Raw genomic sequence first — 15,272 nt, forward strand, 5'->3', positions numbered from 1 at the left:
ATAATCGGGTTGAAAAATCGCATACTGGAAAAACTATTTTCAGTGAAAAGGGGCGACGGAATGACAACGTTTAATGAATTGTACAATCGTCTTGTAAAAGCGTCCGTAGAAAACAGACAGTCTGAAGAACTTGAAAATCTTCACAAGGAAGATTTTGACCCGCATCATCTGGACTGCCTGTTATATCCCAAAAAGTATGCGCCGGTCATACGGATCAACGACTGCGACTGTCCTGAATACGGTCAGAATTGCGGGGTAAAATGCCTTTTTGACGCACTTTACCGAAATGATAAGGGCAATTTGGAGATTGATCCCAGCCGTTGCGTGGGCTGCTCCGAGTGCATCGATCAATGTAAGATGAAAAACCTTACAGCCAGCCGCGATATTCTTCCGGCGCTGGCGGCCGTGCATGCTTCAAAGGCGCCTGTGTATGCAATGATCGCCCCGGCTTTCATCAGCCAGTTCAGCAAAGAGGTAACACCCGGAAAGCTCCGCACCGCTTTCAAAATGCTTGGGTTTGCCGGAATGATCGAGGTAGCTCTTTTTGCGGATATTTTGACTTTGAAGGAAGCGCTTGAGTTTAACAAGAATATTGTGAAGGAAAGCGATTTTCAGCTTACCAGTTGCTGTTGCCCCATGTGGATTTCGATGATCCGAAAGGTTTATCATGAATTGCTTCCGCATGTTCCGGGCGCAGTATCGCCGATGGTTGCGTGCGGCAGGGCAATTAAGCTTCTTCATCCCGACGCGCTTACGGTTTTTATCGGTCCCTGCCTTGCCAAAAAGGCGGAAGCGCGCGAATCGGATGTGTCCGATTCGACCGATTATGTACTTACCTTTCAAGAAATGAAGGATGTGTTCGATTTTGCCCAAATAAACCTGGCGGATTTACCAGAGGATGAACGTGACCATTCATCACGGGCGGGCAGAATATACGCGAGGAGCGGGGGAGTTAGTGAAGCGGTTCAAAGTACATCCAAGCGTCTCAGCCCCGAGCGCAAAATTACGGTACGCGCGTGTAAGGCGGACGGCGTACCCGCCTGCAAGGCAATGATTAATGATCTGCTAGCCGGCAAAATCGATGCGAATTTTCTGGAAGGGATGGGCTGCGTCGGCGGCTGTGTCGGCGGGCCGAGAATTTTGATTTCCCGCGAGGAAGGTAGAGAAAACGTAAATAAATATGGTGAAAAAGCCGCGTATCAAACGCCGATCGACAATCCCTATGTTATTGAGCTTTTGAACCGGCTTGGCTTTGATACAGTAGAAAACCTGTTGGAAGACAATCGTATTTTTACAAGGAAATTCTAAAATACAGTTGAATTGCTGGGAATGCCCCCGAATCTATGTTATAATGAGTCCAATTAATAATTTAAAGTTGAAAGCGGAAGCAGCCGTTGCTTTGCCGGGCTGAAATTGGGAAAGCAGCGGGCAGCTTGGAAATTATTAATTCGATAATTTACAACATACATATGGGGGCATTTTCATGGGATTTAAGGAAGAGTTTGAAGAAATATATCGGTCAAAAATTACGCGTCCGGGTAGTGCGGAGCTACTGGAATGGCTAAAAACGACGGACTTTTTTACCGCTCCGGCCAGCACGAAATTCCATTGCGCCTGCTTGGGCGGCCTTGTCCAGCACAGCCTCAGCGTTTATCATGTAATGATGGAAAAGCACTTTCAACCGGAAACGGATAATGAAGAAAGCTTTGCAATCTGCGGGCTCCTGCACGATGTATGTAAGGCGCAGTTTTACAAAGAAAGCACCCGTAATGTGAAAAATGAGGAAACCGGTGTGTGGGAAAAGCGCCCCTATTATTCGATTGAGGATAGCTATCCTTACGGGCATGGCGAAAAGTCCGTATTTTTGATTGAACGCTTTCTGCGCTTGAAAACCAGCGAAGCGATCGCGATCCGGTGGCATATGGGCGGCTTTGATGAATCTGTGCGGGGTGGAAGCTTTTCCATTGGTTTGGCGTGGCAGAAGTATCCAATCGCCGTAAAACTGCATCTTGCAGACTTGGAAAGTACATATTTGCGTGAAAAAGGAACTTCCGTAGTACACGGGAAATAGAAAAGGAAGGAGTCGGGAAGAAATTCCCGGCTCTTTTTTGCGCGTCAGAAATAAAAAAGACTTGACAAATGCAAAAAATGATGTATTATTGTATTAATCTACTAGTACATTAACACAATAATACAGTTTATACGGAGGTTAGATAAATGTTCGAATGAATAATAAAATGCACGGGCTCAGCAAAAACGCGGCGCTTTCGTGCGGCAGACAATACGACCGCTAACTTGCTGTGTCCCGCTCGAAGTCTTCGCTCGGTTCCTTTACGCGGCAGGTAATAAATCAATAAAAATTAAAAAAACTTCAGAAAACAGGTTGACAAAAAATAAAAAAGGTGTATTATTGTATTAGATTATTAGTACAGTAATACAGATGAGGGGGTGGATTTATGGCTTGGAATCTCAAATCCGACAGGCCGATTTATTCGCAGTTGGTTGAGCAAATTGAATTGCTGATCGTATCTGGGATATACCCTGCCGGCTCAAAACTGCCGTCGGTGAGGGATCTGGCCGGGGAAGCGTCGGTGAATCCAAACACGATGCAACGGGCGCTGGCGCAATTGGAAAATGACGGGCTACTTTATACGCAGCGAACAAGCGGCAGATTTGTAACAGAGGATGTGGAGCGGATCATGCAAATCAAAAATAACCTTGCTCAGGGGCTGATTAAAGAGTTTATAGAGAATATGCGGAATCTCGGCTATGATACAAAGCAGGCGATACAACTTCTTGAGAAGACAGCAGAGGAGGAAGAATGATGGAGAATATTCTGGAGTGTCAGAACCTGGTCAAATTTTATCCCAAGTGTCTGGCGCTAAATTCAGTAAATCTGACCGTGCCGAAAGGGAAAATCGTCGGGCTGCTCGGCCCGAACGGAAGCGGCAAAAGTACCTTGATTAAACTGGCGAACGATCTTATTCAGCCAACAAGCGGAAAAATTTTAATTGCCGGTATGGAGCCGGGGATCGAAACGAAAAAAATCGTTTCTTATCTGCCGGAGCGTACTTACCTGAACGATTGGATGACGGTAAACGATATGATCGGCTTTTTCAGCGATTTTTATCAGGATTTTAACAAGGGCAAGGCTTATGATATGCTTGCAAGGCTTGGCGTGAATCCGTCCCTGCGGCTGAAAACGATGAGCAAGGGAACCAAAGAAAAGGTGCAGTTGATTCTGGTTATGAGCCGGGAAGCCCAACTTTATCTTCTGGATGAGCCCATCGGCGGTGTGGATCCCGCGGCAAGGGATTACATTTTGGACACGATTATCGGCAATTACAATCCGGAAGCTACGGTTATCATTTCTACGCATCTGATTGCGGATGTTGAAAAAATTCTGGATGAGGTCATTTTTATTAATCAGGGAAACATTGTTTTGGTCTCCACTGTTGATGATATCCGTGAAAATGAAAACAAGAGCGTGGACGCGTTGTTTAGGGAGGTATTCAAATGCTAAGAAAGCTTTTAAAATACGAAATAAAAGCGACCAGCCGGATATTTCTCCCAATGTATGCGCTTTTAATTGTCTTTGCATTGCTTAATAAATTTTTTATGGCGGTAAATTCCGAATTGCTGAGAATCCCGCGGGCAATTGCCGCAACGGTTTTTGTTTTCATCATTATTGGCTTATGTGTGGTGACGCTGGTTGTAACCATACAGCGGTTTAACAAGAGTCTTTTAACCGATGAGGGATACTTGTCCTTTACCCTGCCTGTAAGGATTCACAGCCATATTGACTCGAAAATGCTTGTGACCCTCATGTGGACCATCTTAAGCTTCTTAGTTTCCATGGTTTCAATCTTTATTATGTCGATCGATAAAACAACCATATGGTCTTTACATCGGTTTGTGAATGAATTGATGAGAGTATTAAATAAGATTGGTTTCAATGGATATGTCCTGGTTCTGGAATCCATTCTTTTTGTCATAATTGGAATTCTTAGTGTTACGCTTGAAATCTACGCGGCGATTACGGTTGGCAATATGAGTTCCAAACATAAGCTTTTGGCCGGCGTAGGCGCATACCTTGGCTTCGGTGTCATCCAGCAGATCATAATGTCGATTATCATGTCTACATGTGAAAAAAGTATTTCGCAATATTTTGATTCAATGATAAGAGCGGGAGAACTCGCTCAGGTGCAGTTGGCGCAAACGGTTTTGTTTGGTTTAATAGCCTATATGGTGATCATGGGTGTGGTTTTCTATTTCTTTACGGAATGGATGCTTCGAAAGAAATTAAATCTGGAATAATGGAAACGACTTTAGGCGCGTTGCAAAACGCGCCTTTTTATAAGGAATTTATCCTTATAAAGCCCCGGCTTCCCAATCTCCCCTTGTGAATTCTGTCTTTCGGCCGGATAATGCGCGTGAACCGCTGGAAATGCTTGATTTATATTGAAATATCATTGTAAAAAATTTATAATAAAAGAGCATGAAAGGCACAAAATAAAGGCTTTACTGCGGCTCCCGGCGGTGCATATCGGTAGCCAATATAGAACGAAAGGATGACAGATTTGGAGATTACGATATGTGTAGGAAGCTCCTGTCATTTGAAGGGATCGCGTGACGTTATTAAAATATTGGAACGGCTGATTACTCTGCACCGTTTGGAGGATAGAATAACCCTGAAGGGATCCTTTTGCATGGGGGAATGTTCGAAAAAAGGTGTTTGTGTCTGCGTGGACAGCGACCGTTTCAATGTCGCCCCGCTCAATGCGGAATTGTTTTTTAACGATGTAATTCTGAAGAGAATTAATTAAAGGCGGAAAGGGGTGGATCGGATGGCAATTATCGGACTGAAGGCGGCGAACTGCAAAAATTGCTATAAATGCGTGAAGGTGTGTCCTGTCAAATCTATTAAGGTTGAAAACGCACAGGCACAGATTATCGAACGGAGATGTGTCTTGTGCGGTACCTGTCTGGAGCAGTGCCCGCAGAATGCGAAGACATTGAACAGCGATATCGCATTGGTAAAAGAACTGATTCGGAAGGGCGAAAAGGTCATCCTTTCCATTGCCCCTTCTTATATTGGTTCGTTTGCGTTTGATGAGGCGAAAAAGTTTGCCGGCGCAATGAAAGAACTGGGGTTCTACGGAGTTGCCGAAACCAGCATGGGGGCGGCGTACGTAACCGCAGAATATCATAAGCTGATGCAGAAAAACGAAATGAAAAATATTATTACAACCTGCTGTCCATCGGTGAACAGGCTGATTGAGCTGTACTATCCTTCTCTGATTCCACAAATGGCTCCGGTTGTTTCCCCCATGATCGCCCATGCGCGGCTATTGAAGAAAACCTATGGCAGCGGGGTGCATGTCGTTTTCGCCGGCCCATGCATTGCCAAAATTGATGAAGCCGCCGACCTTCGCCACAACAGCGAGGTAAGCGCCGTGCTCACCTTCGATGATTTGGCCAACTGGCTGGAGCAGGACGGGATTCAGATTATGGATGCGCCGGTAGCATCCTTTCTGAATTCCAGTTCAAAAATCCTGCGCATGTATCCGATTTTCCAAGGAATCCTGGCTTCCTTGCGTGCGATTGGCGATACCGGCGAATGGAAAATGCTCAGCGTGAGCGGTTCGGGGGAAGTTATCGATCTTTGCATGGCATTGGAACGCGGCGAATTGAACCATTGCTTTATCGAAGTCAACATGTGTACGGATGGCTGCATTAACGGGCCGATCTCCCTAAAAGATTCTGCATCCCGTTTTTCATCCCTTATCAAAGTCCGGAACTACGCAAAACAGGACGAAGGGGATTATCCCGGTCTGCCGGAAGTTATCCCGTTAAAAAAGCGCTTTTTGGATCGCTCGATCAAAGAAGAAATTCCGGACGAAGAAACCATTCGCTTGATTTTATCCAAAATAGGAAAAGAATCGCCGGAAGATGAATTGAACTGCGGTTCCTGCGGCTACCCCACCTGCCGCGACAAGGCGATTGCGGTTTACCAGAACCGGGCGGAGCTGACCATGTGTATGCCGTATATGAAGGAGCGTGCCGAATCGCTTTCCAACTGTGTTTTGACGGAAACACCCAATATTACGCTGATTGTGGATAAAGACTTAAATATCATTGAGTTTAACGCCGCGGCGGAAAAGGCGTTTAAAATGACAAGGCATGAAGCTTTGCAGAAATGTATTTATGAAATTATGGATTCTTACGATTTTCAGAATGTGTTTGATGAGAAGAAATCCTTACCAGATAAAAAGGTCCATTTTAAAGAGTACGGAATCACGACGATGCAGACCATTGTTTACATAGAAAAGGAAAACATCGCAATGGGCATTTTCAAGGATATTACCCGTGAGGAAGCGGAGCTGGAAAATAAGTACCGGCTCCGGAAGGATACCATGGAAATGGCCCAGAAGGTTATCGACAAACAGATGGTCGCTGCCCAGCAGATTGCCAGCCTGCTTGGTGAAACCACAGCGGAGACGAAGGTGACGCTGACGAAACTGAAAAATATGATTGTGTTTGATGGGGATAATCAATGAAGATGCATATTGACGCGGCATATCGGAGCTTGAATAAGTACGGCGAAGAACTTTGCGGCGACAAGGTTCAGATTCGAAGGACAAAGGACGCGATCATCGCTGTGCTTGCGGACGGGCTTGGCAGCGGGGTGAAAGCGAATATCCTTTCCACATTGACAAGCAGTATCCTTTCCACCATGCTGGAAGAGGGCGCGGCTTTGGTCGAGGCAGTAGAAACGGTTGCCAAGACACTGCCTGTGTGCAATGAGCGCAAGCTTGCCTATTCTACCTTCAGCGTGATTAAAATAACGGACAGCGGCAAGGCTTCACTAGTCGAGTTTGACAACCCGCCCTGTATCTTTGTACGCGGCGGAAAAGTGGTTTCTCTGCAGGATTGCTCCGAAGTCATGGAATGTGCCGGGAAAAATGTTACAGTAAGCCGCTTTTCCGTGCAACCCGGTGATCTGATTTCTCTTGTCAGCGACGGAGTGATTTATGCCGGAGTGGGGCAGGCGCTGAATTTTGGCTGGAACTGGGATAATGTATCCACATGGCTTGCCAGAACATCGCAGAAAGAGACCTCCGCGCCCCGGCTGGCGGTTTCGCTGTCGGAGGCTGTGAATGAATTCTATCTTGGAAAGCCGGGAGACGATTCCACCGGTTTGATTTTGAAGATCGAACCGCGCAGCGTACTGAATTTGCTTTCCGGGCCGCCTGTCCGAAAGGAAGACGACGGCCGCATGGTGCATGATTTTATGACCACTCCGGGCAAACGGATAGTCTGCGGAGGGACAAGCGCAAATATCGTCGCCAGGGTGTTGAACCGCAAGGTGGAAACTACAGTCAACTATACCGATCCAGATATCCCGCCGACCGGAAGGATTGAAGGGATCGACCTTGTTACCGAAGGTGTTTTAACGCTGACCCGGGTAGTGGAGATCCTGCGAAATTACATATCAAAAGAGCCGGATTCCTATTATTTCCGCAGGCTTGACGAACCGAACGGAGCCGCTATGCTGGCAAAGATGCTTTTAGAGGATTGTACGGATTTAACGGTCTATATCGGAAAAGCGGTGAATCCCGCGCACCAGAACCCCGGTCTTCCGGCCGACCTGAGTATTAAGGTCAAGCTTATCGAGGAGCTTTGTGGTTTGGTTCAGCAGCTTGGAAAGAATGTCGAGAAAAACTATTACTAATTCTGAGCCGGGAAATGTTTGAAAATATGCAAGAACCGCCATAGCTTTCCTAAGATTAAAATGAATGGTAATTCCCAAGAATATATAAAGAGAGGGGGAATTCTCTTGGCTGCGATTCATATGGAAAACCTTACGAAAACCTACGATGGAAAAATAACCGCTCTGAATGGATTAAGCCTCGATATCCCGCAGGGTGGCATCTTTGGCTTTTTGGGCCCGAATGGAGCGGGAAAAACAACAACGGTCAAGCTGCTTACAGGGCTTTTGAAGCCTACGAAGGGTACGTGTACCGTGTTTGATATGTCTCCGATGGAACGCCCCTGCGACGTTCACCGGATTTGCGGAGTAATGACGGAAACGGCGAGGATGTACGGCCAAATGACCGGAAGGCAGAATCTTCAGTTTTTTGCGCAGGCAGCTGGCATGGATCGGCAGGAGGGCGACCAACGGGCGGACGAATTGCTGAAAAGCTTGGATTTGTGGGATGCCCGCGACCGGAAACTGAGTGAATATTCTACTGGTATGGCGCAGCGTTTGTCGCTCGCGCGCTCCCTGGTTCACCGTCCACGCGTTCTTTTTTTGGACGAACCCACCAGCGGGCTGGATCCGGAATCCGCCCAAACCGTAAACGCAATGATCCTATCCTTGGCGCGGAATGCCGGCGTTACGGTTTTTCTGTGTACACACCAGCTCCGTTACGCGCAGGACCTGTGCGATGCTTATGGGATTCTGGAAAGAGGAAATCTGCTGGCGGCGGGCGATCTTCCCACGCTTTGTAAAAGCATCGGTTGCCGTATTACCGCGGAATTCCGCCTTGCGCAGGGGCAGGCGCCAAAGGGATTTCAAAAAGCCGGGGAATGGTGGCGCACCGAAGTCCGCAGCGATGAGGAAATGCCCGGGCTTGTCCGGAAGCTGATCGACTCCGGACACGACCTTTATGAAGCGCGTCTTGTAAGGCCTACGCTGGAGGATGTTTATTTTCAATATACGCAGCGCCGGGAGGTGGAACAATGAAATTGCTGACGTTGCCGGAACAGGCGGTTGTAAAAAAGGATTTTGGCGAGATTTGGAGCACAAAGATGGTTCGCAATACAATGATTCTTGTGCCGGTGATTATGGCCGTTTTTCTCCCGGTTCTGTATGTTGCGATTATTTGTTTTGTTCCGTCCGATCAAATAAACGGCGCGGATCAGATGCTGAAGCTGCTTCCGAAGGAAGCGGCCGGTTATACATTACAGCAGAGTATGTTCTATGTAATGACGAATATGATCTGCCCGATGTTCTTTTTAATGATCCCTTTAATGAGTTCAAGCGTGTCGGCGGCGTGCAGCTTTGTAGGGGAAAAGGAACGCAGTACGATTGAAACCCTGCTTCTTACACCGATGAGTTTAAAATCGATTTTTAAAGCAAAAGTTTTTGGTTGTATTTTCCTTTCGGCAATTTGCACCGCCATTTCCTTCGTCGCCTTTTCCATTGTGATTTCGGTAGGCGATATTCTTCTGCAAATGCCGTTTTTCCTGAATTGGAACTGGCTGATCCTGATTTTTTTGCTTGCTCCGGCCATTACCGTATTCGGCGTCGTATTCATGGTTCTGGTTTCCGGAAAAAGCAAAAGCTACATGGAATCCATTCAAACGTCGGGCTACATTGTTCTTCCCTTGATTCTTCTTTTTGTCGGGCAGTTTACAGGGCTGTTTCAGTTAAATGCGCTGTTTCTTTTGCTTGCAGCGGCCGTAGTCATCGCCGCCGACCTTCTTCTCTGGCTTTTTGCCGCGCGGTTATTCACCCCGGAAAAGCTGTTGAAATAAGACGGTATTTGCCTTAATCCGTAGAATGTATTATAATATATTTGTAATACATAGAAATAGATTAAGACTGGAAGGTGATTAAGTGGCCGCAGATTTGCATTGTCATACCAAGATGTCCGATGGGTCAGTTGGTATTGATGAGGTTGTTCTACTTGCCAAAACGCATGGCATTCCCACGATTGCCGTTACTGATCATGACACATTTGCGGGATCCATGAGAGCAAAGATTTTTGGAGACAGACACGGGGTTGAAGTACTTTCCGGGGCGGAATTTTCTACGGTAGACCCAGCTACAGGGAGAAAGGCGCATATTTTATGTTATTTGTGTGATAATACGGATCGCTTGGAAGGACTGTGCAAACGGATAAGCGACCGTCGGCGCCGTGCTTCGTGCATTATGATCCAGAAGGTTATGCGACTTTATCCGATTACTGCGGAAATGATAATGCGCCGCGCGCAGGGCAGCACGAATATTTACAAACAGCATATTATGCATGCGCTTGTTGACGCTGGATATGCGAGCGATATTTTTGGCGAAACTTATTATAAACTATTTAATTCCAAAGTAGGCTTGGCCTATTATCCTGTTCGTTACCCTGATGTCCACGATGTGATCCGGCAGGTGCATGAGGCAGGCGGTGTTGCCGTTTTGGCCCATCCGGGCGAATACGACAGCTATGATTTGCTGGAGCAGCTTGCCAGAGACCATGAAATCGAAGGAGTAGAGGTTTGGCATCCCCGCAATAAACCGGGCGATGAAGAACGTTTTATGGCGACTGCGAAAAAATATAGTCTGGTAATGACAGGCGGCACCGATTTTCATGGCATGTACACAAAGAACAAAACCCCGATCGGAACTTGTTTAACACCGGACGAACAGATCAACGAATTAAAAAAAGCAAAAGTAAAATTGAGTAAATAACAGCGGGTGATTTATTTGAACTATCGCTATAAAACTAGAGGAACCTGTTCCACCGAAATCGTGCTTGAGTTGAATGGCGACATTATAAAATCGGTAGAGTTTGTAGGCGGCTGTAACGGGAATACAAAGGGCGTTGCTGCGCTTGTAAAAGGAATGAAGGCTGAAGAGGTAATTGATCGGCTGAAAGGGATCAAGTGCGGTTTTCGACCAACCTCCTGCCCGGATCAGCTTGCAGTAGCATTATCTCAGGTGATGGGGAAGAAGGAGAAATAAGAATGGATAAGGGGCTGCGATTTTCGTCGCAGCCCCTTTTTGCGCTTTTAGCAGCAACTGTTGTTGTTGCATCCGCATCCGTTATTGTCACCACAGCAGCAGAAGATAATGAGGATAAGGATGATAATCCAAGAGCAGCCGCCACCGAAGCCAAATCCATTGTTACACATAATTGTTTGCCTCCTTTCAGTTTACAGTATATAATATTGCGTAGGAACAAAACGTGTTACAATTTTTTATTCCTTTTGTGGAGAGCTATCTGTGCTTTGTAATTCTTATAAAATTTTATGGATATTTTATAATATAATATGAGGTGGTTTTATGCTGTGTGAATCCTGCGGGAAAAATCCTGTTATAACTCACGTGAAAAAGATCATAAACGGAAAATTAACGGAATACCTGCTTTGCGCGGAATGCGCGCAAAGGTTGGGGTATGGGAACCTTTTAACGGAATTGGGATGCAATTACGGTAGCCTTCTGGGTGAATTTTTCGGCGAATTCGAACGGACGGATCTTGTTCGGTGCGAATGCTGCGGCGCTTCTTTTAATGATATTGTACGCAGCGGGAAAGTTGGCTGCGCAGAGTGCTACCATACTTTTTACGACAGGCTCATCCCCTTAATCCAGCGCGTTCACGGCAATACGAAACACCGGGGAAAAATGCCGTGCGGAGGTATGATAAGAACGCCTCCGCAAGAGCAGCTCAGTTTAATGCGCCGTGAACTGCGCGAGGCAATCCGAATGGAAAATTTCGAACAGGCTGCAAATCTGCGTGACCGGATTAAGGAATTGGAAGGGGGAGAAAGGCGTGGATAATTTACGGGAAAACGAGTACGATAGAGATGTTGTAATCAGTACGTGCGTTCATCTTACGAGAAATCTGAACGGAATCCCCTTTCCTGCCCGCATGAGCCGCAGCGATCGGTTGAACGTGGTGCAAAGGGCAAAGGAAGCGGTTAAAGAAAACAAGGCGCTCGCGCATATCCTTCGCTATATTGATATGGAAGGTCTGTCCAAAACGGAAGCGGTTTCGCTTGTGGAACGGCATCTGGTCAGCGCAGATTTCATTTCGGATTGCAGCGGCCGCGGGGTTTTTATAACAGACGATGAATCCATAAGCATTATGGTAAACGAGGAAGACCACATCCATATTCGGGTCTATTTATGGGACCATGACCTTGAAAATGCGTACCAGAAGGCGGATATATTGGATGACATTTTCAATCGGAGCCTTCATTTTGCGTTTCATAAAGACCTGGGGTACTTAACGCAGGACCCGATTCTTCTTGGCACAGGTATGCGCGCATCTTTAATCCTGCACCTACCGGCTCTTCATGAAAGCGGCGGCATTACCCGGCTTTCCTCGAACCTTTCCAAACTGGGCCTCTCCCTTAGTGGTATTTTCGGAGCGGGGGAAGGCCCCAAAGGGGCGGTTTATCAGCTTTCCAACCAGGTGACGTTTGGGCTTTCCGAGCAGGAGGCAATCGCAAATTTGAAAAGCATTGCGACACAGCTTGTCCATCAGGAACGAGGCTTATGGGAAGAACTCGTGGAAAAACCGGAAATACAGGATGCTGTCAGCCGCTCGTTTGCCCTTTTGCAAAGCGCGAAAATGATGGGATATGAGGAATTTTTGCAGCTTGCCTCCAACGTCCGTTTCGGTATTTCCACAGGTCTGATTGAAGATGTTAACAGCGATCAGCTTAACCGGCTGATGATTGCGATGCAGCCCGCCACGCTTACATTACGGAGCGGAAGAAAACTGACGCAGAACGAACGACGGATCCTGCGTGCAGATCAAATTCGTAAAATATTAAAAAAATGAATATTTCCTTTTATGTAAAAGTGCGATATAATAGAAATGAGGAGTGTGACACGAAATTCAAAGATAAGGTGGGGTAGGTTATGTCAATTTTAAAAAAAGAAAATGCAGATTTGGCTGCGGCACTATTTTCCCTTTTAGGGGAAGCGATACCACACCGCCGCGCATTTGAAGAAGAAGCAAAGCGCTTGATTCACCAAATTCGTGACAGGGAAAAAATCTTGCTGAAAATCATCGAGCTTTGCGGCGAACCGAAAACACCGAAACATCTCTATCTAATTGAAAAAGCATACAGCTGGCTAGGGAAAAAATATTATAATGAAACAATAAAGTATGCTGGAGAGTATTTGCGTACTGCCAGTTGGAACGAACTTCCGAACCGGATTAAAGTGGAAAACGGGATTACGGTGAATTATGCTTCCGCACAACGGGCTTCCGTTTTGGTTGATCTGGCAAAAGCACAGGAGGGGCTTGGCCATTTGGATGCGGCCCTGTTGAATTTTATGGAAGCGTACCGTCTTGCCCCGTACAGTGCAATGAATGCGATCAAGGTGGCGGATGTAATCGCGAAAAAACATGGCAGGGAAGAAGCGCTCCTGTTTTTGAAACAGCAAAAAGAAAGCCAATATTATGTTCCCGTTCAATATAAGGATTTACAGGGAAACGTGCGCAAAAATGATTTGTTCAAACAGCTTTTGGATGCGCATATTTTGAAATTACAGCAATCAACTTAAAATCGTAATGTAAAAGCGGAGCTGCGAGAGCGGCTCCGCTTTATTAAAAAACCGCCGGAGAAGGGTTTCTCCGGCGGTTGAAATTCTCTTTATCGGTAGAATCAATACTTGCTGCCCGTTTGACTTTGTATATCGGTATTCGATTCCAAATTTTCCGGAACTTCCGTCTGTGAATCGCCGGCAGGTAATACGGCGCTGCCGGATGATTTGCGGATTTTGAAATTTCCGACAAGCTGTTTCAAAACCTTAGCCTGGTCGGAGAGTTCCTGGCTGGAGGCAGCGCTTTCCTCAGCCGTCGCTGAGTTTGTCTGTACAACGCTGGATATTTGTTCTACGCCGAGGGTTACCTGGTTAATTGCATCGGACTGGCTGGTTGTTGCATCTGCAATTTTGGCAACCGTTTTCGATGCCTCTTCTGAGCTCTTGACAACCCGTTGGAGGGATTGTGCGGTTTCGTCTGCTATTTTTGTTCCGCTTTCTACCTGCTGGATGGAGTTTTGAATTAAAATAGTTGTGTTTTTCGCGGCTTCTGCGCTTTTGCTTGCCAGATTTCGGACTTCATCCGCAACAACGGCAAAGCCCTTTCCGGCGGCCCCTGCCCTTGCCGCTTCCACAGCTGCGTTCAATGCCAGTATGTTTGTCTGGAAGGCGATATCTTCAATTGTCTTAATAATTTTTGAAATTTCATTGGAAGATTCGCTGATTCGGTTCATTGCCTCCAGCATTTCCTCCATATGCTGATTGCTGACTTCTATTTCATTGCTCACTTCATTCACATTTTTGCTTGCATTGGCGGCGTGCTCGGCATTCTCTTTTACATGGGAAGAAATTTCTGAAATGGAAGCGGAGAGTTCTTCTACGGAACTTGCCTGCTCCGTTGCTCCCTGTGCGAGCGCCTGTGCGCCGCTGGCAACTTGATCTGCGCTGCTGGCCACCTGTTCCGATACCTCGTTGATTTTTACCAGCGTATCGTTAAAAAAGGCCAGAATCCCACCCAACGACTTCTTTAAATTTGAATAATCTCCAATGTAATCCAGCTTTGACCGTACGGTAAGGTTCCCCTGTTCCACTTCGCGAAGGCAGTTTTCAATATCCGATATGTACATTTTAATGGATGAAACCGATTTTGCAAACGCTTCTCCCAACATTCCGATTTCATTTTTGGAATGGATGTTTATTTGCGCGTTTAAATCACCGGAAGCCATTCTTTGAGCAGCTTTTTCCATTTCTGTAAGCGGTTTGCTGATGCTTCTGGAAATTCGGAATGCGATCAGTACAGAGACGATAAAGCTTAAGATAATGGTGCAGATAATGGCAATCTGCGCAGTCTGCATTTGTTTTGCCAGCCGCACTGCAAGCATGTCGCCCTCTTCTGTTTTGGTGTTCATTAAATTATTGATACTGGTGCTTATTTTTGTGGCGATAGGACCTGCTTCATTTGTCAAAAGATCCTGCGCTTCCTCTTTTTTGTTTTGTTTGGCAAGCGCAACACCGCGAGCCCGAATTTCGTTGTAGGAAATGATATCCTGATTAATGGATTTAAAGTAAGCTTTTTCCTTTTCATGGACCATTTCTTTCTGTATTTGTGCTAAATAATGGTTAATCAGCGTCGTGGATTCATTTAATTTTGTTTCGGTTTCCTGAATTTTGTAAATTTCCTTATAGATCACAACATCCCTCGTGATGGCTCTGGCAGAGTTAAACTCCGCGGCAAGGCGTCCGATGTCACCTTGGGCAAAACCGTAGCATTCCAGGGCTTCAGTGTATTCGGCGTTCAGACGGTTCATTACGCCAAAGCCGACACAGCCACCGATCGCAGAAACAAGGGCCACCAGAACAAAAGTTAGAATTAATTTTTTGCCGATTTTCATGTTTCTTAACATCATTCTACCTTCCTTACTGTTTATTATATAAATGAATTCGTTCCAGACCATCTATATAAAATGTAAAATATTTTCATAAATAGTTAATGAAAGGA

17 protein-coding genes are annotated in these 15,272 nt (G+C 46.1%); 16 read left to right on the top strand and 1 reads right to left on the bottom strand.

Translation table 11 applies throughout. The features are described from left to right. Positions 1 to 60 precede the first annotated feature (60 nt). From CAGA_RS01705 to CAGA_RS01775, 16 genes are all read left to right on the top strand, one after another. Positions 61 to 1,308 (top strand): [Fe-Fe] hydrogenase large subunit C-terminal domain-containing protein, encoded by a 1,248-nt coding sequence (locus tag CAGA_RS01705; protein WP_135657047.1) that lies wholly within the window; start codon positions 61 to 63, stop codon positions 1,306 to 1,308. A 175-nt stretch (positions 1,309 to 1,483) separates the two neighbouring features. Continuing rightward, entirely contained in the window at positions 1,484 to 2,071 is a 588-nt protein-coding gene (locus tag CAGA_RS01710) for a hydrolase (protein ID WP_135657049.1), read from the top strand. A 385-nt stretch (positions 2,072 to 2,456) separates the two neighbouring features. Continuing rightward, complete coding sequence (locus tag CAGA_RS01715; RefSeq protein ID WP_135657051.1) at positions 2,457 to 2,825, top strand: GntR family transcriptional regulator; 369 nt, start codon at positions 2,457 to 2,459, stop codon at positions 2,823 to 2,825. Further along, positions 2,825 to 3,523, top strand: a complete 699-nt coding sequence (locus CAGA_RS01720) for an ABC transporter ATP-binding protein (RefSeq protein ID WP_135657413.1) — start codon at positions 2,825 to 2,827, stop codon at positions 3,521 to 3,523. Before CAGA_RS01715 ends, CAGA_RS01720 begins: the two co-directional genes overlap by 1 nt. Beyond that, entirely contained in the window at positions 3,517 to 4,317 is an 801-nt protein-coding gene (locus CAGA_RS01725) for a hypothetical protein (RefSeq protein WP_135657053.1), read from the top strand. The genes CAGA_RS01720 and CAGA_RS01725 overlap by 7 nt, the downstream gene beginning before the upstream one ends. A gap of 263 nt (positions 4,318 to 4,580) precedes the next feature. Next, entirely contained in the window at positions 4,581 to 4,826 is a 246-nt protein-coding gene (locus CAGA_RS01730) for a (2Fe-2S) ferredoxin domain-containing protein (protein WP_135657056.1), read from the top strand. A 21-nt stretch (positions 4,827 to 4,847) separates the two neighbouring features. Beyond that, entirely contained in the window at positions 4,848 to 6,560 is a 1,713-nt protein-coding gene (locus tag CAGA_RS01735) for a [Fe-Fe] hydrogenase large subunit C-terminal domain-containing protein (RefSeq protein ID WP_135657058.1), read from the top strand. Then, complete coding sequence (locus CAGA_RS01740) at positions 6,557 to 7,735, top strand: SpoIIE family protein phosphatase (protein WP_135657061.1); 1,179 nt, start codon at positions 6,557 to 6,559, stop codon at positions 7,733 to 7,735. Before CAGA_RS01735 ends, CAGA_RS01740 begins: the two co-directional genes overlap by 4 nt. Positions 7,736 to 7,840: 105 nt before the next feature. Beyond that, positions 7,841 to 8,749, top strand: coding sequence for an ABC transporter ATP-binding protein (locus tag CAGA_RS01745; protein ID WP_135657063.1), 909 nt, complete (start codon positions 7,841 to 7,843; stop codon positions 8,747 to 8,749). After that, the gene (locus CAGA_RS01750; protein ID WP_135657065.1) at positions 8,746 to 9,543 is read left to right on the top strand and encodes an ABC transporter permease family protein; all 798 of its coding nucleotides are present in this window, start codon (positions 8,746 to 8,748) and stop codon (positions 9,541 to 9,543) included. Before CAGA_RS01745 ends, CAGA_RS01750 begins: the two co-directional genes overlap by 4 nt. Before the next feature lie 82 nt (positions 9,544 to 9,625). After that, entirely contained in the window at positions 9,626 to 10,465 is an 840-nt protein-coding gene (locus CAGA_RS01755) for a PHP domain-containing protein (RefSeq protein ID WP_135657067.1), read from the top strand. Positions 10,466 to 10,480: 15 nt separating this feature from the next. Continuing rightward, positions 10,481 to 10,738 carry a TIGR03905 family TSCPD domain-containing protein gene (locus CAGA_RS01760; RefSeq protein ID WP_135657070.1) on the top strand — a complete coding sequence of 86 codons (258 nt, stop codon included), beginning with the start codon at positions 10,481 to 10,483 and terminating at the stop codon, positions 10,736 to 10,738. Between the two features lie 2 nt (positions 10,739 to 10,740). Then, on the top strand, positions 10,741 to 11,010 hold the full coding sequence (locus tag CAGA_RS12575; protein ID WP_167875132.1) for a hypothetical protein: 270 nt from the start codon (positions 10,741 to 10,743) through the stop codon (positions 11,008 to 11,010). Positions 11,011 to 11,059: 49 nt separating this feature from the next. Next, positions 11,060 to 11,554 carry a UvrB/UvrC motif-containing protein gene (locus CAGA_RS01765; protein WP_135657072.1) on the top strand — a complete coding sequence of 165 codons (495 nt, stop codon included), beginning with the start codon at positions 11,060 to 11,062 and terminating at the stop codon, positions 11,552 to 11,554. After that, a complete protein-coding gene (locus CAGA_RS01770) occupies positions 11,547 to 12,563 on the top strand; it encodes an ATP--guanido phosphotransferase (RefSeq protein WP_135657074.1) in 1,017 nt (338 codons plus the stop codon). Before CAGA_RS01765 ends, CAGA_RS01770 begins: the two co-directional genes overlap by 8 nt. Positions 12,564 to 12,643: 80 nt before the next feature. Continuing rightward, positions 12,644 to 13,294, top strand: coding sequence for a hypothetical protein (locus tag CAGA_RS01775; protein WP_135657077.1), 651 nt, complete (start codon positions 12,644 to 12,646; stop codon positions 13,292 to 13,294). Positions 13,295 to 13,395: 101 nt separating this feature from the next. On the opposite strand, the gene CAGA_RS01780 is transcribed toward CAGA_RS01775, so the two are convergent. Next, on the bottom strand, positions 13,396 to 15,180 hold the full coding sequence (locus CAGA_RS01780) for a methyl-accepting chemotaxis protein (RefSeq protein ID WP_167875133.1): 1,785 nt from the start codon (positions 15,178 to 15,180) through the stop codon (positions 13,396 to 13,398). Between the last annotated feature and the right edge of the window lie 92 nt (positions 15,181 to 15,272).

The sequence above is a fragment of the Caproiciproducens galactitolivorans genome (assembly GCF_004768785.1).
GTDB classification, from domain to species: Bacteria; Bacillota; Clostridia; order Oscillospirales; family Acutalibacteraceae; genus Caproiciproducens; species Caproiciproducens galactitolivorans.